Genomic DNA, 26,029 nt, shown 5'->3' with positions numbered 1-26,029 from the left:
CATATTTTGTATCCGCAAAACTGCCAGGTCACCCTATGCAATTTGAGTCTCCCATCGCCCGTCGCCAGTCGCGTCAGATCATGGTTGGCGATGTGCCCGTCGGCGGCGGTGCTCCCATCTCGGTGCAGAGCATGACCAACACCGACACTTGTGATGTCGCGGCTACTGTGGCTCAGGTGCAGCGCTTGCAGCAGGCGGGTGCGGACATTGTGCGGGTATCCGTCCCGAGTCTGGACGCCGCCGAAGCCTTCGGTGAAATCAAAAAGCAGGTGAGCGTGCCCCTAGTGGCGGATATTCACTTCGATTACCGCATCGCACTCAGAGTTGCCGACTTGGGTGTCGACTGCCTGCGGATCAACCCGGGCAATATCGGTCGGGAAAAGCGTATCCGCGCGGTGGTGGACAAAGCGCGCGATCTGAATATTCCGATCCGCATTGGCGTTAACGCCGGTTCCCTGGAAAAAGACTTGCAAAAAAAATACGGCGAGCCGACACCGGATGCACTGGTGGAGTCCGCCTTGCGCCACGTGGAGATTCTCGACAGCCTGGACTTCCACAATTTCAAGGTGAGCGTCAAGGCATCGGACATTTTCATGGCCACTGCTGCCTACCGAAAACTGGCCCAGCTGATAGAACAGCCCTTGCACCTGGGGATCACCGAAGCCGGCGGCCTGCGTTCCGGCACGGTCAAATCCGCCATCGGTCTCGGAGCATTGCTGTTGGATGGGATTGGCGACACGCTGCGGGTTTCCCTTGCCGCCGACCCGGTGGAAGAGGTCAAGGTGGGTTGGGATCTGCTCAAGAGCCTGCGCCTGCGCACCAAGGGGATTAACTTTATCGCCTGCCCCAGCTGTTCGCGGCAAAACTTCGACGTGGTCAAGACAATGAACGAATTGGAGGCGCGCCTTGAAGATATCACCACCCCGCTGGATGTCGCCGTGATCGGCTGCATTGTCAATGGCCCCGGGGAAGCAAAAGAGGCGGATATCGGGCTCGCCGGCGGTACGCCGAGCCACGCGATTTATGTGGACGGCCAGCCGGACCGCAAATTCAAGAACGACAACCTGGTCGACGACCTGGAAAAACTGATTCGCGAAAAGGCCGCTGCCAAGGCCGAGCGGGAGGCGGATATAATCGCCAAGGCGTAGAGCCAGGGAACTTCTGATGAATTCGCATGAGCGTTGTAGCCTGTGTCGGGGCGCTCAGGTTATGGGCTGGATATTTCGAAAATACACGAGTACATCCCTGTAATTCCGCCGGATATCTCCGTGTTTCCGGTGGTTCCGAGATATCCATCCCGTTATCTGAGCTCCCATCTGGCCTTGCAGTCTTTTTACCGCCAGGAGGCGAATTTATCAGAGGCTCCCTACAGGAGCCCGCAATAAGTGGCAGAAAATCGATGTGCAGGCGCCTAGTCGATATCGGCTCTAGTGGCGCTGAGTTAACCAGTAAGTAAGGAACACCGTTGAAACAACTTCGCGCAATTCGCGGCATGAACGATCTGCTGCCGGATCAGTCTCCGGTCTGGCAGTATGTGGAATCCACACTGAGCGAGCTCTTTGCCCGCTATGGCTACAGCGAGATCCGCACCCCTTACCTGGAGGCGACGGAGCTGTTCAGCCGCGCCGTGGGAGAAGTCACGGACATTGTCGAGAAGGAGATGTATACCTTCGATGACAAGAGCGGTGACAGTGTAACCCTGCGCCCGGAAGGCACCGCCGGCACAGTGCGCGCTGCCATCCAAAACAATTTGCTTAACCAGCCGCAGCGCCTTTGGTATTTCGGACCCATGTTCCGCTACGAACGCCCGCAGAAAGGGCGCCTGCGGCAGTTTCACCAATTTGGTGTCGAGGTTTTCGGAATCCCGGGGCCCGATATCGACGCGGAAATCCTGATTATGACCGCGCGCCTCTGGCGTCAGTTGGGCATTGCCGACAGCGTGAGTCTGCAGCTGAACTCCCTGGGCAATGCTGCCAGCCGCGCCGCTTATCGCGAGGCCCTGGTGGATTACCTGCAGGCCCGCCGCGAGCAGTTGGACGAGGACAGTCAGCGCCGCCTGGAACGCAACCCGCTGCGCATTCTCGACAGTAAAAATCCCCAGACACAGGAACTGCTGGCCGGTGCACCCTGTCTACTGGATTTCCTGGACGAGGAATCCAAAGCCCATTTCGACGGTCTGAAGGCACTGCTGGACGCCGCCGGGGTGAGCTACGAGATCAACCCCAAGCTGGTGCGCGGTCTCGATTACTACGGCAAAACGGTATTTGAGTGGGTCACCGATAGCCTCGGCGCCCAAGGTACCGTATGCGCCGGTGGCCGCTACGATGGCTTGGTGGAACAGATGGGCGGCAAGCCGACGCCGGCGGTAGGCTTCGGCCTCGGCGTTGAGCGCTTGGTTCTGATGCTGGAGACACTGGGCGTACTGCCGGAGTTTCTGAATCGCCAAGTAGATGCCTATCTGGTGGCCGTGGGTGAGGTACAATCAGCGGCTTTAGCTGCGGCGGAGCGGCTGCGTGAAGATCTGCCCTGGCTGCGTCTGCAGGCCCATATGGGCGGCGGCAGCTTTAAGAGCCAGATGAAAAAGGCCGACAAGAGCGGTGCTGACTATGCGCTGATCATTGGCGAGGACGAGGCCGCCTCGGGGCAGGTGACGGTCAAGTACCTGCGCGAGGAACAGCCGCAACAGACTGTGGCGCTGGAGGCTTTGGCGGCGCTGCTGCGGGAGTAGTGCACGGCAACCGGAGCCACCGGTGCCGGAGCATTGAGGTAATGCGAAGACAAGGCGGTCCGCTGTCCTCGCACAGGAAAATGGTAACCCGGCTTTGTGCATCCCGGGCCCTGGAACAAAACAGGAAAGGCAAACAATTACATGGCAGACCATCTGACAGAACAAGAACAGATAGAAACGCTCAAGCGCTGGTGGGCGGAAAATGGTAAGGGAATTGTGACCGGCGTGGTTTTGGCGCTGGCCGGCTATTTCGGGTACCAGTGGTGGCAGAACTCCGAGCGGGCCAAGGCCGAGGAGGCCTCCAATCTGTACCAGAACTTTGTCGAGGCGGTGTCCGCCAATGGTGGCGAGCCGGACAACAAGCAGATGACCACTGCCAAAAGCATTAGTCAGCAGCTGAAGGACGAATTCCCCAAGGGCATCTACGCCAGCCACGCGGCTCTGCGTCTCGCCGCTGAGGCGGCAGAGGAAAACGACCTGGAAAGCGCGGAAAAAGAACTGCAGTGGGTGCTGGACAACACCCAAGAGGAAACCTTGAAACTCTTGGCCAAGCGCCGCCTGGCCGCAGTGATGGCCGCGCGCGGGAAGCCGGACGAAGGACTGAAACTGCTCGAAGGCGCTGTGCCCTCATCCTTCGCCGCGCTGTTTGCCGAGACCCGGGGCGATATTCTGTTACAAAAGGGTGAGGAGGCCGGAGCCCGCGCCGCTTACCAGCAGGCGCTGGCGCAGCTGTTGCCGGAACAGGCGGAGAGCGCCCAGCTACTGCGCCTGAAGGCAGAGAGTCTGTCTGCACAGGATGACGGCGCAGAGGACAAGAGTGAAGTACAAGGCGGTGAAAACGAAGTAGAACCTGCAGACGCAGGGGCCGAGGAGAGCAGCGAACAATGAGTTTTCTTTCCCGAGCGGCCGGCCGCGCCGCCGCCGTGGCGCTGGCAGTGGTGTTGGCCGCCTGTGCTTCCAACGAAGAAAAGGAAGACACAGATCCCGTTGAACTGGTGGATATCACCACATCGGTGGATCTAAAAGAGGTGTGGTCGCGGAACATCGGTGATATCGACGCCACTCGCTACGCCATGCTGCAACCGGCGGTGAGTGCCGGCAAACTGGTGGTGGCCAACAGTGAGGGCGAGGTCATCGCCTTGGAGCGAAACACTGGCCGGCGCTTGTGGGAGACTGATCTGGAGATAGAAATCAGCGGTGGCGTCGGCGTTGGTCTGGGCATGGTGGTGGTCATCGACTACCGCGGTCGCGCTGTGGCCCTGAATCTGGAGGACGGAGCGGAACTCTGGACCTACCAGGTGTCCGGTGAAGTGGTCTCTGTCCCGGCGATAGGTGCCGGAGTGGTTGTATTGCAGACAGTGGATGGCAAGCTGCTGGGGCTGGACGCCACCAGTGGCGGTGAACTCTGGACCCATAATACGGTACTGCCGGTACTGACCCTGCGTGGAACCGCATCGCCGGTGATCGTGGGCGGTACGGTAATTGCCGGTCTCGACAACGGTAAGTTGATCGCATTGGACGCCCGTGACGGTATTCCGCGTTGGGAACAGCGGGTTGCCATTCCTCAGGGCTCTGCGGAGCTGGATCGGGTAGTGGATATTGACGGTGCTCCAGTGGTGCGTGGCGATTTAGTTTTCGCGGCCAGCTACCAGGGCCGTGTGGTAGCCCTTTCCCGTGAAGATGGCCGCGGCCTGTGGGCACGGGATGCCTCCACCCACCAAAGCGTGGCGGTAGGCGCGGGCAATGTATACTTGAGCGATGCCGGGGGTAGTGTCTACGCCTACAATGTGGGCAATGGCCAGATTGTCTGGAACAACAACGAGCTGCTGCGCAGGGAGCTTTCCGCTCCGGCTTACTTCAGCGATGTGCTGGTAGTGGGGGATTTGGAAGGTTATCTTCACGTTCTGGATCCCGCCAACGGCCACTTTATTGGGCGTAAGCGTATAGACGGTGATCCTGTGCGAATCCCGATGCTGGTGGATGGAGATCTGCTCTTCGCTCTGTCCGACGGCGGTGAACTCGTCGCTCTACGTCTCGAACGGCACTGATAGCAGCGGCGCCACAGGTATCTTCGCCAGATATCTTCCGGCAGGGCCGGACAGTGAGGGCGTCTGATTAATTCGCGTGAACGCTGTAATGGATTCCGGGCTGCCCAGGTCCGAAGAATCTCTAGCGGCGGGAAGCAAAATAATCAGAGGCTCCTAATAAATGCCAAGTTGAAAGTAGCCCGCTTCGTGCGGGCATTCGTGTTTTTTGGATAGGCTCAAATCAGATTTATATGCTGCCAGTAATTGCCTTGGTCGGGCGCCCCAATGTGGGCAAATCCACACTCTTCAACCGGCTCACCAAGAGCCGCGACGCCTTGGTGGCCAACTACGCCGGCCTGACCCGCGACCGCAAATACGGTGAAGCGGAGATCGGCGGCCGCAGGGTGATCCTGGTGGACACCGGTGGAATCAGCGGCGGAGAAGAGGGTATAGACGCAGCCATGGCTCAGCAGTCGCTTAGAGCGATTGAAGAGGCCGATGTCGTACTATTTCTGGTGGACTGCCGCGCGGGACTCACCGCAGCGGATGAGATGATCGCCGACCAGTTGCGCTCAAGATCCAAACCCACCTTCCTGGTGGCGAACAAAGTGGATGGCGTCAACCCGGACATCGCCCTGGCCCCCTTTTACGAGCTGGGCATCGGCGAAATATTTCCCACTACGGCGACCCACGGTCGCGGCGTGCGCAGTTTGATGCAACGGGTGGCGGAAGATCTGCCGGAACAGGTGGAGACGCCGCAGTCCGAAGAGGCAACGGGTATTAAAATCGCCATCGTCGGCCGCCCCAACGTGGGCAAATCAACCCTGGTCAACCGCCTGCTGGGGGAAGAGCGGGTGGTTGTTTACGACCAACCCGGCACCACGCGCGACAGTATCTACATTAATTACCAGCGCGACGACAAACCCTACACCATTATCGATACCGCAGGGGTTCGCAGGCGCAAAAATATCAAGGAGTCCGTAGAGAAGTTTTCCATCGTTAAAACTCTGCAGGCGGTGGAAGATGCCAATGTGGTGGTGTTGGTGATTGATGCCCGCGAGGGGCTGGTCGATCAGGACATGCACCTGATGGGCAGCGTCATTCAGGCTGGGCGCGCACTGGTAGTGGCACTGAACAAATGGGACGGCCTGGAAGCGGACCACCGCGAATACGTCAAGGCGGAATTGGAGCGGCGTCTGCGCTTTGTCGATTTCGCCGATATTCACTTTATTTCCGCCTTGCACGGCACAGGGGTTGGCAATCTGTATCAATCGATTGAAGCGGCCTATCAAAGTGCCACCGATAAGCTGAGTACCAACCACCTCACGCGAATCTTGCAATGGGCAGTAAGTGAGCACCAACCACCACTGGTGCGCGGTCACCGAATCAAGCTGCGCTATGCTCATGCCGGTGGGCAGAATCCACCGGTTATTGTGATTCACGGCAACCAGACCGAAGAAGTGCCCGCGCACTATGTACGCTATCTGGAAAAAACCTACCGTAAAGCACTCGATCTGCATGGCACCCCCGTTAAGATCGAATTCCGGACTGGCACTAACCCCTATGCGGGCAGAAAACAAAAGCTGACCGATCGCCAGAAGGCCAAAAAGCGGCGGTTGATGAAATTTGTAAAAAAGAAAAAATAATTTTCTTTTGTAACACGTGTGCACAATCAACACCTCTTTTCCATGTAGGAAAGAGGTGCGGAGGGAGAGAGCAAAGAACGGAGGCGATCATGCTCGAACTCAAAAATACTGCATTGCTGCGTACCCAATCCTACGTCAACGGTCAATGGATAGACGCTGACTCAGGAGAAACCTTTGCGGTCACCAATCCAGCCACCGGTGAAGTCATTACCAGAATAGCCAATCTGGGACCCGCGGAAACCCGCCGAGCCATAGAGGCTGCGGATAAGGCGTGGCCAGCCTGGCGCAAGGCAACCGCCAAAGAGCGTGCCAACGTTCTACGCCGCTGGTTCCATCTGATAGTGGATAATGTCGATGACTTGGCAAAAATCCTTACCGCCGAACAGGGCAAACCACTAACCGAGGCCAAAACCGAAATTCTCTACGGCGCAAACTATATAGAATGGTTTTCCGAAGAGGCTAAGCGCATCTATGGCGATGTGATTGCGCCCCCCTCCAATGACAAGCGCATTGTCGTAATCAAGCAGTCCGTCGGCGTTGCCTGTTCCATCACCCCCTGGAACTTCCCCAGTGCGATGATCGCCCGCAAAATGGCCCCCGCACTTGCCGCTGGCTGTCCTTTTATCGCCAAGCCCGCTTCGGAGACACCGCTATCGGCACTGGCACTGGCAGTGTTAGCGGAAGAGGCCGGTATCCCTGCCGGTATTTTTAATGTAGTGGCCGGTAAAAGTGCACGGGAGATAGGCGCCGAGATGACAAGCAACTCTCTGGTGCGCAAGTTCACCTTTACCGGCTCCACCGCCGTAGGGCGCCTGTTGCAGACCCAATGCGCCGACACCATCAAAAAAACCTCGATGGAACTGGGTGGCAACGCCCCCTTTATTGTGTTCGATGACGCGGATATCGATGAAGCGGTCAAAGGCGCCATTATCTGTAAATACCGCAACGCAGGGCAGACTTGTGTCTGTGCTAATCGCATTTTCGTGCAAGAGGGTGTCTACGACGAATTTGTGGAGAAATTTACTGCTGCGACTAAAGCTTTGAAAGTTGGCAACGGCACTGATCCAGATACCCAGGTCGGCCCTTTGATCACCAGCAAGGCAATAAAAGGTGTGCAGGAATTAGTGGACGACGCACTGCAGAAAGGTGCCAAAGCAACGATTGGCGGTACACCTCATGGACTGGGTGAATGTTTTTATGCCCCCACGGTGCTAACTGAAGTCAACGCGCAGATGCGCCTTTTTAAAGAAGAAATTTTTGGCCCGGTAGCGCCACTGTTCAAATTTTCCTCTGAGGATGAAGTGATCCGCATGGCCAATGACACCGAATTTGGCCTTGCTTCCTATTTCTATTCCCGCGACATCGGTCGTATCTGGCGTGTAGCGGAAGCGCTGGAATATGGAATGGTAGGTATTAATGAGGGCATAATTTCCAATGAGATGGCCCCCTTTGGCGGAATAAAGGAATCCGGACTAGGGCGCGAAGGTTCCAAGTATGGCCTGGATGACTATCTGGAAATCAAATACCTCTGTATGGGCGGCGTGAATTAATAGTTGCCCGACTTCCTGCCCCATAGCGGGCAGGAGACAGCGAGAAGATAGCTTTTGAATATTTCCCCTATTGCAACGGTACACTCCTGTTTTGGAGAAAAATTCGGTGTGCCACGACAGCCTATGCTGGCTGACGCCAGTCGCGCATCTATTGAATTACTGCCTCCAGTAAATAGCCCCGATGCCATTGCAGGCATAGCAGAACACACCCACCTATGGATTATTTTTCAATTTCATCAGACGAACGGGCAGTGGTCCAGCAAGGTGCGCCCACCACGTCTTGGCGGTAACAAAAAACTCGGCGTGTTTGCCACCCGCTCGCCATTCCGCCCCAACAATATCGGCTTATCCGTGGTGCGCTTGATCGAAGTACGTACCTCTCCAAGAGTAGAACTCATCATCGGTGGTGCCGACCTGGTGGACGGAACCCCGGTGCTGGATATAAAACCCTATATTCCTTATGTGGACGCGGTTTCAGAAGCGCGCAGCGCCTTCGCAGATGCCCCACCACCTTCCCTCGCCGTTTATATTCCTGAAGAAATACAAAAAAAAGCCACCGCATACAGTGATGAGTGGGGGACAGACCTTCCTTTACTGATTCGCCAAGTTCTACAACAAGACCCTAAACCCGCATACCAAACACCTGATCCAGAGCGTATCTATGGTATGCGGCTTTGTGGTTTTAACCTGCGTTGGCGTTATACATCTGGCGGTATTGAGGTTGTATCATTGAGTTAACCTGGTAAATAGGTTTTCCGGTCTAACTTGGAAAAAGGATTCAATTGATTGGATGTTCTTTATTGCTTCAGGGAATCCCTGATTAATTTGTATAAGCACTTTGGCTAGTCTTAGGCGTTCAAGTAACAGGGTGTCCGCTTCAAGAATGTCCCTTCAATCTCACTAGTCAGCTACCCTAATTTAAGAATTTTAAATTAGGGTTTTATCGCATAGACTTCATTTTGTTGAAGTGAGGTATTTATCACAAATAAGTTGTGAGCTATATCAATAAGTAGTGCACCCCTGAGATTAGTCTAAAAAATTTCGCTATGTAGCTGTGTAAGTATGTAATAGCTTGTAATGAAATAATATTGACGAAATTATGCTTGTGTCATTACTATTGCCCGCCTTGGGGGTGGTTTTTCTTTTAACCGCAAATAAATAACAAAATGAGTAATTAGGTGTGACGGGAACTTTCACATCTGTAATTCGCGGATTTGGATTGCTCTGCGTTTTTTGGGGATTTTCGTATTGTCTTAGTGCGAAAGCGGCAGAAGCTGAGGCTGATTACTGTTCCGCTGACGCTTCTGGTAATTACTTCACTCCACTTGCGCCCGTGAGGGCGGAAACATCCGAACTCTGCTTTACTCACTCTGAAGAGATTAAGAGTGTCGAGAATTTAGTGCTTGCTGATGTTGCTGTACAGCCTCAATTTCATGATCCCGCACTGAATGTTATACACCTGTCTGGCAGGCAGCTCAAAACAAAGGTGTTTTTGAAGAATAAGCCTTTGCTTATCGTTGCGGAGCCTTATAAAAGGCACTCGATGGCAAAATTATGTAAGGAGCTTATTCAGGGCGGATTTCAAAGCCCAAAGATTCTCATAGGTGGTGATATAGCCGGTAGCGATACTGTCAGCATTGTATCGGTAGAAGATTTTATTGTTGAAGTAAGCAACTTTGGTGCAGTTACAGTTGCGACCAGTCGGCAGGTGGCTAAAGAACTTTCAGTATTGGGAATCGCGTCAGTTGCTGTTGAAGAAAATTTACAGTTGGCACCAGTCGTGCATAAAGCAGCACTGGATTATTCAATAAATGGTTATTTTCCCGTATTCGTGGTTGGACGAAAAAGTGAAGAGGCAAAACTGAAATTACAGCTAGAAGGTGAGCCACTTAGTGATGTCTACTTGGTTTCTGGCGGAATAGAGCAGGTTAAAAGTGCGCTGAAAATGAGCGCACTAAGAGCTGTTAAAAGACAGGGATTGGATGGGGTGTCCAGCTGTGGCGGTTAAAAAAGAGGGTGTGAGGATTTTGGGTAGTGAATCTATAGCTGGAGTCGATAGTAAAGAAATAATGCTTTCACCTTTGTCTCATAGAGTTCGGATAAAACATTTTTTCGGTTATGTTTTTTTGGTTGCTCTTTTGGCGACTGTGTTGGCTGGGATTGGTTGGTTATATATTCACTGGCATAAGCGAGATTCTATTTACGAAATTGAAAAAACAATTCGTTATAGCTTTCTTGTGAAAAATAAAACTGCAGAATACCTTGAAAGTGCATCATTAAAGGTTTTTGCTCCTGTACCGCGGAATTCATATCAATTGATGGAAACTATAACAGCTAATAAACCTTTTGAAATTCAGTTAGATCAATCCGGAAATCAATCGTTGATATTTCATCTAAAAGGTGTTTCTCCCTATGCCAGTGAAGTGATAAGTATTACTGCAGAGATGAGGTTGGCCGGAAACCCGCAGCCATTTACTTTAGAGACTGAACCGCTTTTAGCTGTAGAGCCTAATATCGAAGTGAATGATCCGGATATTCGCGAATTGGCAGGCAAGTTGGGCGGAAATATCGATAGCATAGCTGCGTGGATTTATAAAAATGTAAAAGATGTTGGTTACATAGCGGAAGATCGGGGGGCGCGTTACGCGATCACCAAGTTAAGAGGAGATTGTACGGAGTTTGCCTCTGCATTTGTTGCCTTGGCAAGAGTTTCTGGTATTCCTTCGCGGATGGTTGCAGGGTTTATGATGGAGGATTCAGGAAGGTTGCAGGCGGAAAATTACCATAATTGGTCTGAATATCAGACGGGCAATACGTGGAGTGTTGCTGATGTGCAAAATAACACTATTGATTTCGGGTATGGAAAGTATATCTCTTTTTATAGTTTTGATAGGTATTCTCGGTTAGGAAATAGCCATAGATTCTTAAGTTTCGATGAGCGTTTAGATGTGCAGATGCTCTAAAAGGTCAGAGTTATGACTGCTCGATATGTATTGAATAGAGATTTGTTGTGTTAGCAATTTGAGAATTTTGACTGGTTCTATGTACAGGTATGTTGGGGATATGAATTACTTAGGGACTGAAGTAAAGGGATATTTGTCAGCGTTGCTGGTGCTTCTACTTTTCCTATCAGAGATTCCAGTGTGTGGAGCTGAAGATAGCGGTAAAGTAGATGAATATCGGAGTCTCGTTATAAATGATTCTCCGCTGGCATACTGGCCTCTAGATGACAGTATGAGTGGGGGGAGTGCTGATGTAATGGGGAATGCTCCTGATATTACTAGCGGTGAGGATCTAGAGTTTGTTGAGATGCAACCTAATTTGGGTGGTGCAATAAAACTGGATGGTGAAAAACAATACTTAAAGGTAAACCCAAACATTCCTCGTTTGCCAGATACATTCTCTATAGAGTTATGGATTCAGTTTGATGAAATGGCTGGTGAGGATGAAAGAGGAATATTGTTTGTTCCGTCTACTAATGATCGTAAAGGTTTATTTGTAGCTGATGAAGATAGTGAAGATTTTTCCTTTGGGGCTACAAAAAAAGGGCATGTTGCATTTTCTTATTGGGGGGATTTTTCGTATTCCGTATCAGATCCAGACCCTATAGTGGCTGGTGAACTTTATCACTATGTGGTTACATATGGAGATGAAGTTCTTTCTTTGTATAGGAATGGCACGCTTGTAAATTCTATCGAAGAGTTTGAGAGTATTTATATTTATTCGGATAGCTATTTTATTGGAGGACATCCTTCTTCAAATAATAATGATGTTCAAGTGGAGGAGGTGATAAATGGCTTGGTGAGTGATATTGCTATATATGATTATGCGCTCTCTGGAGATAAGGTAGAACAACATTATAAATCGGGTGTTGGTATTTCAGACTCTGACTATTTGGTGATAACCAATGATACAATAATTTTGGAATCGGATACTAGATTCGAAAATAAACATATCCACGTCGACGGAGCATCCTTGACACTTGATGGAAGTCACAAGTTTTCTAGCATGACTTTATCGAGTGGTGCAGTTTTAAAACATTCGGTTGGCGCAAGTATAGATTTGGAGGTGGAAGGGGTTTTAGAGATTGACTCATCTTCGAAAATCGATGTTTCAGAGCTTGGAAACTTATCTGATCCACAAAACTGCGAAGCTTGTGGCGGTGCACATGCTAGCTATGGCGGCGGCCGGGGACAGATACCTTACGGAAGTTATAAGCAGCCGTTAGAGTTGGGGGCAGGCGGGAAGCACTCAGTAAATGGCGTGGCAGGGGCCCGTGGGGGTGGTAGTCTTCATCTGAAAGCAAAAAAATTGATGTTGAATGGCAATATCCTGGCAAATGGGGGGGCAATAACGAGTTCTTATGAAGGGGGGTATTCTGGTGGCGGTGCTGGAGGTTCCATATTCCTGCAGGTGGATGAGATTGAAGGAGACGGAAGTATCAGTGCTCATGGTGGTGCTGGAAATAATTCATACGCTAATGGTGGTAGTGGTGGGCGAATAGCCGTTTACTATAAACCAGGCAGTGTTTTTAATTTTATTAAGCAGATTTCAGCAAAGGGCGGTAAAGGGAAGTTATACGGTGGCCCTGGGAGTGTGTTTCTCCATGACGGCGCCGTTGAAAAATTAAATGTTAAAAATGCTAATGCTGAATTTGGTAGCCTTAAATACTGGGATGTTGAGGAGGGTGATGCTCAAGTTCATTCTGTAAGCCCATCCCCTAGTTCTACAGATCTTGGTGGCTCCTATTATATTTATGGTGGCAGTAAAACGGAAGAATCCAGGATTTCACAAGAGGTTAGCCTTATAGGTGGTAATATTTCTCAAGCCGAAATTGATGAAGGAAAAATAGCATTATCAGTAAGCTGGATACAGTCGTCATATAGTGGGGATGACGAGGGTCAAATAATTTTGGAGTATCTTGATGCTTATGGAAATAAGATATCTGAAAGCACTAGCGAGCTTACGACGACAGAAGCTCAGGAATGGGAGCAAAGAAACTTAGTTTCAACTGTGCCGGTAGGAACGACTTCCTTTAACTTGGTTATTCGGTCTGTTCGCAGAAGTGGGGTAGATGCGGATAGTTATTACGATAACATCCGGATTACGGCTCATCGTATTGATTATGATCCTGTGAGTGGAGAGGATTTTTCAGGTCTGTTAATTTTGGATAATCAAGCATCAGATTCCAAAGCAGAGCCTTATGTTCTAGAAAACACAGCAAGAGAGGATATCTTGCTAAGAAATGCCGCGTTGCAGATTCCGGAAGGTGTTGATCTGAGAACTCACTCTATTCGAGGAAATAAAAACGCATTAGTAACCTTCAGTGGATCATTTTCGTATGAGGCGGAAGATTTTATAGTGGATGGATACACCCTTGTAATGAGTTCATCCTATGATTTTGATTCATTGTTTGCCGTTGTGAATCGGGGTGGGGTAACTATACCCTCTGCAGAAGAAGATTCCTTTTTATTACAAATTTCAGCTAATGATATATATATCGCTGATAATTCTTCGGTAGATGTTAGTGCAAAGGGAAAAAAACCTATAGAAGGTAGCCATTTTAAATCTGGTGGCAGTTATGGAGGTGTGGGTGGTGCAGATCCAGTGTCAGGAACGGTAGCCGAGACTTTCGGTTCGATTGAGATGCCGACAGACTTTGGCGTAGGAGGTTATGGTTCGGATGTCTCTATGTCAGGAACCCGAGGTGGTGGCGCCATAAAGTTAATTGCCAATAACAAGTTCGAAGTTTATGGCGATATTTTGGCTAATGGAGAAGATGGTCTATCGCAGGTCGGTGCGGGAAGTGGCGGCTCAATATGGATAGAGGCAAAGGAACTGATCGGAAATAGCAATACGCTGATAGAAGCTTCCGGTGGACGTGGTTACTTCGCTGCTTCCGGTGGTGGTGGTCGAGTCGCAATTTATTATGACTCACTGACAGGGTTTGATCCTGCTGCCCGTGTTTTTGCGCGAGCTGGTAATAACTACTCTGGAACGACGGCTTATGGGGGGCCGGGAACAGTTTACCTTTATGATCGTTCTGCAGAATTCAACAATGCTAAGTTGCAGATCGCTAACCATAATGCATCTACATCATATGCGCCCTATACGTTCAGCGGACAGGTAGACGCCCCGATATTTATCAGTAATGCACGCGCGATTATAGAGGAAGGAACCTATCTAAACTCTTCGATTTCTGGTGCAGGATATAGTAGTGCCTATGTGAGTGCAAAGGGAGACTTTACAGTAGCCAATAATAACTTGGTTGTTGACGGTTATACGCTTGAGCTGCCTCAGGATTACAGCTTTGATTCCATTTCGGTTAAGAACAATGGAAAGATCACTACACCGGCGGCGTCAGGCACTTTTACTTCAGGCATTACCCTGACTGCTAATGACTTCTATATCAGCTCCAACTCCTATATTGATGTCAGCAGCAAGGGACGTCTACCGGAGGAAGGTGAACACTGGAAATCTGGCGGTAGCTATGGTGGCTTGGGAGGTGCAGACCCCACTCCGGGAACAGTAGCACCTATTTTTGGTTCTATGGAAGCGCCGGTAGATTTTGGTGTGGGGGGCTATGGAATAGATGCGTCAGTACAAGGTTCCCGAGGTGGCGGTGCTATTAAGCTGGTTGCCACTAATAAATTTGAGGTGTATGGCGATATATTGGCGAATGGGGGATTCCAAAGAGAGGTCGGTGGAGGTAGCGGTGGTTCTATCTGGATAGAAGCCAAGGAACTGATAGGAGGTAATGGTACTTTGATAGAAGCTTCTGGTGGGAGAGGTTATCTTGCAGCAACCGGAGGTGGTGGTCGAATTGCCATTTATTACGATTCTCTGACGGGATTTAATCCTGAAAATAGTGTTTTTGCGAGGGCTGGTTATAATTATTCGTGGGCTACCGGCTATGGCAGTCAGGGAACGGTTTATCTCTACGATCGCTCATTGCCTTCCAATAATGCCAGATTGCAGTTTATTAACCGAGGTACATCCACAGCCTATGCCCCGTATCATTTGAGTGGTGAAGTAGATATTCCGATCTATTTTGAAGATTTGCGAGTAATCCTTGAGGAAGGAGTAACTCTTTCCGCACCACTCACGTTTAAAGAGACCTCAGTTATTGTAAGTGAAAATATAAACCTTTCTGTACCGATAACTTTTATTAATTCTGAAGTTGTTCTAAAAGAAGGCGTGCACCTGGGTTCAACAATATCAGGGAATGGTTATAACTCGGTATATATAAAGGCTGAGGGTGACTTTACGACAGCTGACAATAACTTGGTTGTTGATGGTTACACGCTTGAGCTTCCACAGGATTACAGCTTTGATTCCATTACGATTAAGAATAGTGGAAAGATCACCACACCGGAGGCATCGGATACCTTTACGTCAGATATAACCCTGACGGCCAATAATTTCTATATTAGCTCCAATTCCTATATTGATGTCAGCGACAAGGGACGTCTACCGGAGGAAGGTGAACACTGGAAATCTGGCGGTAGCTATGGTGGCTTGGGAGGTGCAGACCCCACTCCGGGAACAGTAGCACCTACTTTTGGTTCTATGGAAGCGCCGGTAGATTTTGGTGTGGGGGGCTATGGAATAGATGCGTCAGTACAAGGTTCCCGAGGTGGCGGTGCTATTAAGCTGGTTGCCACTAATAAATTTGAGGTGTATGGCGATATATTGGCGAATGGGGGATTCCAAAGAGAGGTCGGTGGAGGTAGCGGTGGTTCTATCTGGATAGAAGCCAAGGAACTGATAGGAGGTAATGGTACTTTGATAGAAGCTTCTGGTGGGCGAGGTTATCTTGCAGCAACCGGAGGTGGTGGTCGAATTGCCATTTATTACGATTCTCTGACGGGATTTAATCCTGAAAATAGTGTTTTTGCGAGGGCTGGTTATAATTATTCGTGGGCTACCGGCTATGGCAGTCAGGGAACTGTTTATCTCTATGATCGTTCTCTGCCATCCAATAATGCCAAGTTGCAGATTATTAATCGCGGTACATCCACAGCCTATGAACCCTATCAATTGAGTGGGCAGGTGGATATCCCGATTTACTTTGAGGATTTGCGAATAATCATTGATGAGAGCGTAAATCTATCAACTCCATTAAGCTTTAAGGATGCAGTTGTTACGCTAAAAGATGGCGTGCACCTGGGCTCAGCAATATCGGGTAATGGTTATGGCTCAGTATATGTGAAAGCCGAGGGTGATTTTACGGTAGCCAACAACAACTTGGTCGTCGACGGCTACACTCTCGAGCTGCCGCAGGATTACAGCTTTGATTCCATTACGGTTAAGAACAGTGGAAAGATCACCACACCGGCGGCGTCAGGCACTTTTACTTCAGGCATTACCCTGACTGCTAATGACTTCTATATCAGCTCCAACTCCTATATTGATGTCAGCAGCAAGGGACGTCTACCGGAGGAAGGTGAACACTGGAAATCCGGCGGTAGCTACGGTGGCTTGGGAGGAGTAGATCCCACCACAGGAACAGTCGCTTCTACTTTTGGATCCGTAGAAGCCCCGGTGGATTTTGGCATGGGGGGTTATGGTGCAGATGCGACTGTACAGGGCAGTCGTGGTGGCGGTGCCATTAAACTTATAGCCAGTAATAAATTTGAAGTGTATGGCGATATATTGGCGAATGGAGAATACCTGCGAGACGTCGGTGCGGGTAGTGGTGGTTCTATCTGGATTGAAGCCAAGGAACTGATCGGAGGTAGCGGTACTTGGATCGAGGCTTCTGGTGGGCGAGGCTATCTCGCAGGGACTGGAGGTGGTGGCCGAATTGCCATCTATTACGATTCACTAACGGGCTTTAACCCTGTTGACTGTATTTTCGCGCGAGCGGGATATAACTATAGCAATGCTACTGCCTATGGCGGCCCGGGAACTGTTTATCTCTATGATCGTTCTCTGCCATCCAATAATGCCAAGTTGCAGATTATTAATCGCGGTACATCCACAGCCTATGAACCCTATCAATTGAGTGGGCAGGTGGATATCCCGATTTACTTTGAGGATTTGCGAATAATCATTGATGAGAGCGTAAATCTATCAACTCCATTAAGCTTTAAGGATGCAGTTGTTACGCTAAAAGATGGCGTGCACCTGGGCTCAGCAATATCGGGTAATGGTTATGGCTCAGTATATGTGAAAGCCGAGGGTGATTTTACGGTAGCCAACAACAACTTGGTCGTCGACGGCTACACTCTCGAGCTGCCGCAGGATTACAGCTTTGATTCCATTACGGTTAAGAACAGTGGAAAGATCACCACACCGGCGGCGTCAGGCACTTTTACTTCAGGCATTACCCTGACTGCTAATGACTTCTATATCAGCTCCAACTCCTATATTGATGTTAGCAGCAAGGGACGTCTACCGGAGGAAGGTGAACATTGGAAATCCGGCGGTAGCTACGGTGGCTTGGGAGGAGTAGATCCCACCACAGGAACAGTCGCTTCTACTTTTGGATCCGTAGAAGCCCCGGTGGATTTTGGCATGGGGGGTTATGGTGCAGATGCGACTGTACAGGGCAGTCGTGGTGGCGGTGCCATTAAGCTTATAGCCAGTAATAAATTTGAAGTGTATGGCGATATATTGGCGAATGGAGAATACCTGCGAGACGTCGGTGCGGGGAGTGGTGGCTCTATCTGGGTCGAAGCAAAGGAACTGATTGGAAGCAGCGGTACATTGATAGAGGCTTCCGGGGGGCGTGGATATTACGCAGGGACCGGTGGTGGTGGTCGTATCGCTATCTACTACGACTCGTTGACGGGCTTTGACCCTGCAGCCCGTGTTTTTGCGCTGGCTGGTAACAATTACGCCGGCGCTACTGCCTATGGCGGCCCGGGAACTGTTTATCTCTATGATCGTTCTCTGCCATCCAATAATGCCAAGTTGCAGATTATTAATCGCGGTACATCCACAGCCTATGAGCCCTATCGATTGAGTGGGGAAGTAGGCATCCCGGTATACTTCAGTTCTGTACAAGCTGTTATAGAAAAAGGCGCGTATCTGGCCGCTCCGATTTCCGGATCGAGTTACAGTAAAGCCTATGTGAAGGCCGAGGGTGACTTTACGGTAGCCAACAACAACTTGGTCGTCGACGGCTACACTCTCGAGCTGCCGCAGGATTACAGCTTTGATTCCATTACGGTTAAGAACAGTGGAAAGATCACCACACCGGCGGCGTCAGACATATTTACTTCTGGTATTACTCTGAGTGCTACTGATTTCTATATCAGCTCGAATTCCTATATCGATGTTAGTGGAAAGGGATATCTACCTTCAGAGGAAGTGAGTTATCAATCTGGTGGTAGCTACGGTGGCCTCGGTGGGGTATTGGCTGATGGTACGACCAATGCAGTTTACGGCAGCGCGGTAGCCCCTATGGATTTTGGAACCGGCGGCAGGTATCAGGATGATAGTCAGCCGGGCTCCCGTGGCGGCGGCGCTATCAAATTAGTGGCAGACAGATTGGAGCACTACGGTTATATCGATGCCAATGGCTATGGTTCTTCCAGCTATAAAGGGGGTGGCAGTGGTGGCTCTATCTGGCTGGATATCGGCGAATTGGTGGTTGGAGGTAACGGTTATATAAGAGCCAACGGTGGCTATGGGATCAATGCCGGTGCCGGCGGTGGCGGCCGCGTTGCTATCTATTATGAATCACTCACCGGTCTCAATACGAGCCGGGTGGAAGCTAATGACGGTGGAAGCAATAGCAGTGGCGTTGATGGCGAGGATGGCAGCGTTCATATCGCTGAAAAGACTGCTGCACCCAGAGTGCGGGCTGTTAGCCCCAGCGGTTACCACAATGCGCCTATTTCCAGTGTGGTTGTACAGTTCAATATTGGAATTGATAACGAATCACTGGATATTAATGACTTTGAATTGACGGATTCTGTAGGAAATTTTATCGCGATTACTTCGGTTACATCTCTAGATGATATCCGCTACCAAATTGACTTTGCTCAACCTCTTGGGGAAGGTGTTTATACCTTTTCTGTAGGGCCGGATATTTTCGGTACTAACGGTCTGGGCATGGATCAGGATCAGGATGGGGTTGAGCAGGAGCCGGAAGACGATAGGTTCTCTGTCCCTATAGTTGTCGATATTACTAAGCCAGCTCCACTGACTCTGGATCAGCCACTGGCACCTGAAATAAACAACTCTAACAGCCGCTGGATTACGCTCTCCGGCAATCGTGAAGACGACACTGCTATCTTGGTTAACGGCAGTGAAATTGTACCTTCGGGATCAGGCCGTTGGTCTGGTCGTTATTATTTGCCGGAAGGTGAGTCCACGATTGAGGTAGTGGCAAGGGATCTGAGTGGTAACTTGTCGGAGCCAGTTTTCCTGATCTTTAATGTAGACAGCAATGCTCCCAATATTACGGCTGCCGATCCGATAGGAAGTCTCAACCTGGCCCCGCCCTATATCACACTGGTGGTAATCGAGGAAGGCAGTGGCATTGACCTGCAAAACAGTGACATTACGGTTAAACGCAATGGCGTAGTACTGGCAGGGGCTCTTGCCCTGTTTGAAGGTCAAATCCAGTTTACTCCGGACGCTCCCTTCCTGGATGGTGACTATGAGATTGTGGCTCAGGTAGCAGATAAACTGGGTAATTTGTCTGCCAAGCGTACTTATCACTTCACGCTCGATTACACACCACCGGCGCCTGCAACACTGAATGATTATCCGCCGGTGACTACCGTGAATGCCCATGTATTCAGCGGCACCAAAGAAGCGGGCAGTGCTGTTCTTGTGAATGGCAGTCTGGCCGTAGTTGCATCAGCTGATACCACATGGAGTACACAGGTTGCATTGTCATCGGGCGATAACACCATCGCCTTTGTCGTGCGCGATGCGGCTGGCAATGAGAGTGAGCCGACCTTGGCGCAGATCCGTTATGACAATAATCCGCCTGGGCCGGTTGCGTTGGTAATCGATCCCAACGGCAGTGGTTCAGATCTGCTGCTGAACTGGAGCAGCTACGATGAGTTTGCCAACGGCAACGATATTGGTGAGTACCGTATCTATCAGAGTGCGAGCAGCTTTACGGATATCGCCGGCAAAACACCGGTAGCGGTTGTACCGCAGGGAACCAAGCAATTCCGTGTGGAAGGATTGCCACGGGATACTCAGGCGCACTTTGCTGTAGTCGCTTACGATACCCAGGGACTATTTAATCCCGCGGTAACTTCCACGGGCGCTGTGCCGGTGGATGTGGCTGCGCCAGATGAGATCAGCAATCTGATTGTAATTCCGGGTACCGACCGCCTGCAGCTCAGCTGGAATCCGTCTGCTAACTCCGCCGGTGATCTGGCTGGTTATAAGGTGGTATTTGCCGGAGACTTAAGCGGCAGGGTGGATGATATTCCACTGGCATCACTCAGTGATTCGCAGGCGCCGGTAGAGCATTTGGTAGAAGATCTCAGCCCTGCTACTTCCTATCCCTTGCGAGTCTATGCGTACGATGAGAGTGGCAATGCGTCTGTCGGTATTGAAGATGCCGGTACCACATTATTGCCGAATCCGACTACTGTGACCGCGGTGCCGAAGAGCAGCAAGATTGAGATCAGTTGGTCCAGTGTCGCGCCCTATGAACTGCTGAAAAACTATGCGGTTTATGTGGAAGATAAGAGTTTCAATTCCATTGTGGGACTGCAACCAAAGGCCGTGCGCAGTAAAGGCGCTGCTGACAGTGAGCACAGTTGGTCTCTTGCGGGCCTGAAAAATGGCACTACCTATTATGTGGCAGTAACTGCTGTAAATATTTCCGGTGGCTCCGATCCAGTGGTAACACCGGTGGCTGTAACACCTGTGGAGGACACAGATGGTCCGGTTATCCATGCTGCGCAATATCAGCAGATAGCAGAATTGCTGGATCTCACTTTGGCTCCGACTTTGTCAGAAGATGGCAGTTTCAAAATCACCGCTGAGGATGAGTCTGGTGTATCCCGGATAGAGTTCTATCTGGACGGCACTTTGCTGGGTACCGCATATACAGCCAGTAGTGGCGCCTTTGGACGCAATATTGTCCTGCTGGATCTGTCGGATGGTGAACATGTCCTTACAGTTAAAGCCTACGATGTTTGGGAAAATGTCACTATTGCCCAGTACAGTTTCACCGTGGCGCTCGCCCCACCACCGGCACCGCAGATTACCAGCCCGAGTGACGGCTGGGTGACCAACAAGCCGTCGGTAATCGTTTACGGTAAAGCGGAAAAACAGACCCAGGTTCAGGTTTATCGCAATGGCGTTGCGGAGGGCAGTGTTGCTGCGGTCGATAGTTATGGCAATTTCCAGGTAGAAATTTCCCTGGAAGAGGGAGAGAACCAGATCAGCGCAGCGGCGGCATATCCGCAGCGTAGTGGTTTTGGCGAGCCGAGTGCCACACGCACTATAGTGCTCAATACATCTATCCCGGATGCTCCGACCAATCTGACTGCTATCGAGAGAGAGCTTGGTCAGATTTCTCTGTCTTGGAATGCGGCGAACAGTGATGATATCGATAACCAGACTGCTGGTTACAATGTCTATCGCTTAGCTTCTCCGTTCACTTCTGTGCAGGAAGCGCAGCAACTGAACAACCAGCTTCTGAATGAAACGAAATTTACTGATCTACCCTCGGTAGATGGTAACTATTTCTATGCCGTTACTACGGTTAATAAAGTGGGCACAGAGAGTAGCCTGTCCAATCTTGTAGAAGCCACTGCGGATAGTGAAGGTCCCCATGCTCTGGAGGTGCGCTACCACTCCAATGGCTTAGTGGATTCGGCTAGCGGCCATTACGCGCCAGGTACAGTGGAAGTTGTGGTGCAGTTTGACGAGCCGCTGCGTAACAAGCCCTATTTCGCCATAGTACCTGAGGGCGGTGTGCCTATCGCCGTTGATCTGAGTAAGGATTACAGCGATGACACCTTGTACACCGGCAGTTTCATTATCGAACCTGACAGCATCTCTGGAACCGCCTATGCGGTAATGTCCGCGCACGATAATGTTGGTAACCGAGGAACAGTTATCGAGCAGGGGGCAACACTGCTAATTGATGCTCAGGGGCCGGAAGTGACCGCGCTGACATTGAACCCGGGCGAGCCTCTGAAGGTCGATGAAGTGAGCGGCCTGCAGGTGGAAGTGGTGCTGCAACTGAATGACGAAGTCAAGCAGGGAGAAATGCCCACTTTAGTGCCGCTGCTCGACAACCTAGAAGTTCCCGGCTACGAGAGCGGCATTACTCTGGTGCGCGATGTTCAGTCTATAGAAGGAAGCTCCTTGTGGGTGGGAAGCTTTGCTCTTCCCACCAGCGCCGGGCGGGATGTAGACGGCAATCCCACGGTGGCAAATCTGAGCTTCAGCTATCAGGCGCTGGATGATCTGGACAATATTGGCAACAAAATCCGTGTACCGAACAGCTTCCAGGTCTACCAGGGCGATCTGCCACCGCTGGATATTCCACAAAACCTCAAGGCCACTGCATTGCCGGGTGGCAAAGTGGCGCTAACCTGGGATGCGGTGGAAGGCGCCCGCTATGTGCTCTATCGCAAGGCGGAGGGCGATGCGGAATTTGTGGAGATCCTGCGCCTTTCGGAAACCGAAACCCAAGACGTTCTGCCTGACGATGGCAACTATTTCTATGCCATCGCCAGTGAACGCCGGAATAACAACCAGGTTGCGGTGAGTGCGATGAGTGAGCCGGTGGCTGTCAGTGCGGACAGTATTCCTCCCGCTGCGCCCTCTGAGCTGGCCCTGGAGCTGAATGGTGCCGGCATAGTGGCCACCTGGCAGGCACCGCTGCAAGATGCCGATGGCAACGATGAGGCAGTGGACAAGCTCACTTATAACCTCTATCGCTTGAATTTGGCTGAGGGCGAGACTGCAACAGCGGAAACCCTGCGAGAGATAGAGCCACTGCAAATCGGTATCCCGGATACCATCGCCCTGGATGCCAAACCCAGCGAGAGCGAGCACGTCTATGTGGTAACTGCTCTGGATGAAGCGGGTAACGAGTCTGTTCCGAGTAACACGGTCTACCTAAACTTTGGCCTATTGCCTGTTTCCGATCTCAGTATTTCGGTCAGTGCCGAGGGCAACCCGCAGCTTCAGTGGAACCATAGTGGTACGGCTATCGCTGGCTATCGTGTCTATGTGGGTGAAAGCGATGATCTGCAGGAAATCACTGATGCGTTGATTCCTCATGGCGGAAATACAACGGTGTTCGTGGATACCGGTTACTCCGCTGGAGCACAGGGTGTAATGACGGAACGCCGCTATACGGTAATCGCCGAGGACGAGAAAGGAGCAACCAGCATAGGGCACAACCTGTTGTTGCCGGCGCTTTCGGTGGAAGTGATTGAGCCGGAAAGCGGCGATGCTGTGGTCAAGCGCGGCGTGATGAATGAAGTGCGCTTCCGCGTACAGAACCGTGGCAGCAGTGACATCTCGGGTATCAAGCTGTTTGCCACTGTCAATGACGGCGGTGTGGCGCGCGAGCACCAATCCGCCAGCTTCTCCGTTGCCGCCGGTGGCCTGGTCGAAGTGCCGATTGTGATTGGCGGTTACGAGAAGCTGGATACTCTCAGCAATATTCAGCTGCGCTTGGAGCAATCGCCATTGCCTGGCGAAACAGTATTTATCCACGCGGAAGATGAAATACTGGTGGGTGACGCAGCTCTGCGTCTCGGGCTGGAGACGGACACCGTTTACCGGGGCGGCCTGGGCAAGGTGCGCTTCACCATGGAAAACACTTCGCTTGTGGAAACAGAAGTGTTGATGGCGCGGCGCAATGGCCGCGATCCGTCGGACGAAGTGCGCATCCGCATCGAAGATGCGGATGGAAACCTGCTCGCCAGTCAGCCTGTACAGCAATTTACCGGTGATGTCATTACCGTCGCCAGTGGTGAGACGGTAGCGCGGCTGCAGCCTGGTGAGACCTTTGTTTCCGACTGGATTGAAGTGCCGATACCTCAGGCGGCACCGGATCAAGTCACTGTGGCACTGGAAATTGATCGTTTCCGCTACCACACCGGCAAGCCCACGCAGGTTTTGATTGAGGGTAACGGTACCCGTATCCAGGCGTCGCTTCAGGAGACCGCCTACTATGGTGAAGTTACCGAAGTTACTCCTGGACTGATCTACAGTGACGGGGAAGTTGTCACTATTAGCGGTCGCGCTATGGATCGCACCAGTGACTCGCCCGTTGGTAATGTGCCACTGACACTGGTGATGGAGTTGCGCGGCTTCGAGCGGCAGGTGTCCGTGATTACTGATGCGGACGGCAACTTCTTTTACGAGTTCGATCCCCAGGGGCAGAGTGGTACCTGGCGGATATCCGTTATCCACCCGGATAGTCTTGCCCGTCCTAACCAGGGGGAGTTTGCGGTGCTGACTTCCGAAGTAAGTCCGCCGCAGATCACCCTTCATATACCGCGTAATTACACCCAGGTTATCCCGATCAATATAAACGCGGGTTACGGCAGTGAGCTGACTGATGTGCGTTTGGTTTCTGTCGCCGAACCCGGAACAGAACAGCTGCAGATACCACAAGGTCTGCACTTGGATCTAGGCTCAGTAATTGCGCTGTCGCCGCAACAGAAGGGGGTAATCAACCTGTCTTTTTCTGGCGACAATCTGGCACCGGAAAGCGGTTCCCTTTATTTCCAGGTACTGGCGAATGTGAATGGTGTGGCGCAAGTGCTGGAAGATATTGCACTGGAATACCGCTTGTCTGAGAGCCAGCCGGTTATCAAGGCGACGCCCGCCTTTATCGATACCGGTGTTGCTCTTGGAGGCAGCACCACAGAGACCTTTACGCTGAAGAACACCGGTTTCGACGTGCTGCGCAATGCCACCCTCTCCCTGGTGGACAGCGCTCAGAACCCGGCGCCGACCTGGGTGCGTCTCGACGGCACCGCGAACCTCGGTGATATGGACATTGGCGCGAGTCGCGATATCAGCGTCACCTTCAGCCCGGATAACACCGTAGAGCAGGGCAATTACGAATTCCGTCTTCTGGTAGAGGGTGACGGAGGCCACAGCTTTACGGTGCAGATGTTTGTGGCCGTGGTCACTTCGGAAATTGGCGATGTCTTTTTCCATATCAGCGACATCTACACCGCCACACTGGGCGAGGACAATCAACTGATCCCTGGTTTGGCCGGAGCCAAAATTGAACTGCAGAACGAACAGGTATTGTCCGAAACCCGTACTATCAGCAGCGATGCTAATGGTGAAGCCTTGCTCAAAGACCTGCCGGCCGGCCGATACGCCTACCGGGTGAGTGCCTTCGATCACGAGAGCGTTTCCGGTCGCCTCTGGATCAGGCCAGGTGCGACTGTCGCCGAAGAAGTGTTCCTTATGAACCGCATTGTCACAGTCGAATGGCAGGTGAACGAAATTAACCTGGAAGACCGCTACGAGATCAAGCTGGAGGCTACTTTTGAAACCAATGTGCCGGTGGCCGTGGTGATGTTGGACCCGATCAGTGTCACTCTGCCGGATATGAAAAAGGGCGACGTATTCACCGGTGAGCTGAGCCTCACCAACTACGGCTTGATCCGTGCAGATGAAGTACAGGGCCTGCTGCCATCCGGCAATGACGTGGTGTCATTCGAGTTTCTCGCCGAGGTGCCGGAAACCCTGGAGGCGGGTGAAGTGGTGTATATCCCATACCGTATCACCGCACTGCGCGACTTTAACCCCAGTGAAGAGGGCGCGGCCAGTGGAGCCGGATGTGGCAGCCACAGCTTTAAATACAAAGTCAGCTATCAGAGCCAGTGTGCCAACGGCCAGGTAGTGCCCGGCGGTACATCTACTTACTGGTCCACGGCCTCCTACGGTTCCTGTGGAGGTGCTGGAGGCGGTAGCGGAGGCGGCTACTACTTCGGTGGAGGGGGCGGCAGCGGCGCCAGCTATGGCAGCGGTTATACACCGATAAGCAAAGACGAAACCCTCCGCTGTGAGCCGGACCCGAGTTGCGATGAGTGCAACAAATACAACACTGCGGCTCAATAAATGCACTGAGAACGCCCTCTCCCCGTGGGAGAGGGCTGG

At 51.5% G+C, this 26,029-nt stretch carries 10 protein-coding genes; all 10 read left to right on the top strand.

Going from position 1 to position 26,029, the window contains the following annotated elements; genetic code table 11:
- Positions 1–35: 35 nt before the first annotated feature.
- The 10 genes from ispG (at position 36) to A3224_RS11335 (ending at position 25,990) form a co-directional block, all read left to right on the top strand.
- Positions 36–1,148, top strand: coding sequence for a flavodoxin-dependent (E)-4-hydroxy-3-methylbut-2-enyl-diphosphate synthase (ispG, locus tag A3224_RS11380; protein WP_067154611.1), 1,113 nt, complete (start codon positions 36–38; stop codon positions 1,146–1,148).
- 317 nt (positions 1,149–1,465) lie between these two features.
- On the top strand, positions 1,466–2,728 hold the full coding sequence (hisS, locus tag A3224_RS11375) for a histidine--tRNA ligase (RefSeq protein WP_074904255.1): 1,263 nt from the start codon (positions 1,466–1,468) through the stop codon (positions 2,726–2,728).
- Between the two features lie 141 nt (positions 2,729–2,869).
- A complete protein-coding gene (locus A3224_RS11370; RefSeq protein ID WP_067154605.1) occupies positions 2,870–3,616 on the top strand; it encodes a YfgM family protein in 747 nt (248 codons plus the stop codon).
- Entirely contained in the window at positions 3,613–4,776 is a 1,164-nt protein-coding gene (gene bamB, locus A3224_RS11365; protein ID WP_067154602.1) for an outer membrane protein assembly factor BamB, read from the top strand. The genes A3224_RS11370 and bamB overlap by 4 nt, the downstream gene beginning before the upstream one ends.
- A 230-nt stretch (positions 4,777–5,006) precedes the next feature.
- Entirely contained in the window at positions 5,007–6,401 is a 1,395-nt protein-coding gene (gene der / locus A3224_RS11360) for a ribosome biogenesis GTPase Der (RefSeq protein ID WP_067154598.1), read from the top strand.
- 89 nt (positions 6,402–6,490) lie between these two features.
- Positions 6,491–7,951, top strand: a complete 1,461-nt coding sequence (locus A3224_RS11355) for an NAD-dependent succinate-semialdehyde dehydrogenase (RefSeq protein WP_067154596.1) — start codon at positions 6,491–6,493, stop codon at positions 7,949–7,951.
- A 54-nt stretch (positions 7,952–8,005) separates the two neighbouring features.
- The gene (gene tsaA, locus A3224_RS11350; protein ID WP_067154593.1) at positions 8,006–8,689 is read left to right on the top strand and encodes a tRNA (N6-threonylcarbamoyladenosine(37)-N6)-methyltransferase TrmO; all 684 of its coding nucleotides are present in this window, start codon (positions 8,006–8,008) and stop codon (positions 8,687–8,689) included.
- A 442-nt stretch (positions 8,690–9,131) separates the two neighbouring features.
- A complete protein-coding gene (locus A3224_RS11345; protein ID WP_139223305.1) occupies positions 9,132–9,959 on the top strand; it encodes a hypothetical protein in 828 nt (275 codons plus the stop codon).
- Positions 9,949–10,914, top strand: coding sequence for a transglutaminase-like domain-containing protein (locus tag A3224_RS11340; protein WP_175487814.1), 966 nt, complete (start codon positions 9,949–9,951; stop codon positions 10,912–10,914). The genes A3224_RS11345 and A3224_RS11340 overlap by 11 nt, the downstream gene beginning before the upstream one ends.
- Positions 10,915–11,014: 100 nt before the next feature.
- Positions 11,015–25,990, top strand: a complete 14,976-nt coding sequence (locus A3224_RS11335) for a LamG-like jellyroll fold domain-containing protein (RefSeq protein WP_197462981.1) — start codon at positions 11,015–11,017, stop codon at positions 25,988–25,990.
- The last annotated feature ends 39 nt before the right edge of the window (positions 25,991–26,029 follow it).

It is taken from the genome of Microbulbifer thermotolerans (genome assembly GCF_001617625.1).
GTDB classification, from domain to species: domain Bacteria; phylum Pseudomonadota; class Gammaproteobacteria; order Pseudomonadales; family Cellvibrionaceae; genus Microbulbifer; species Microbulbifer thermotolerans.
This window is presented reverse-complemented; position numbering and strand designations above follow the sequence as displayed.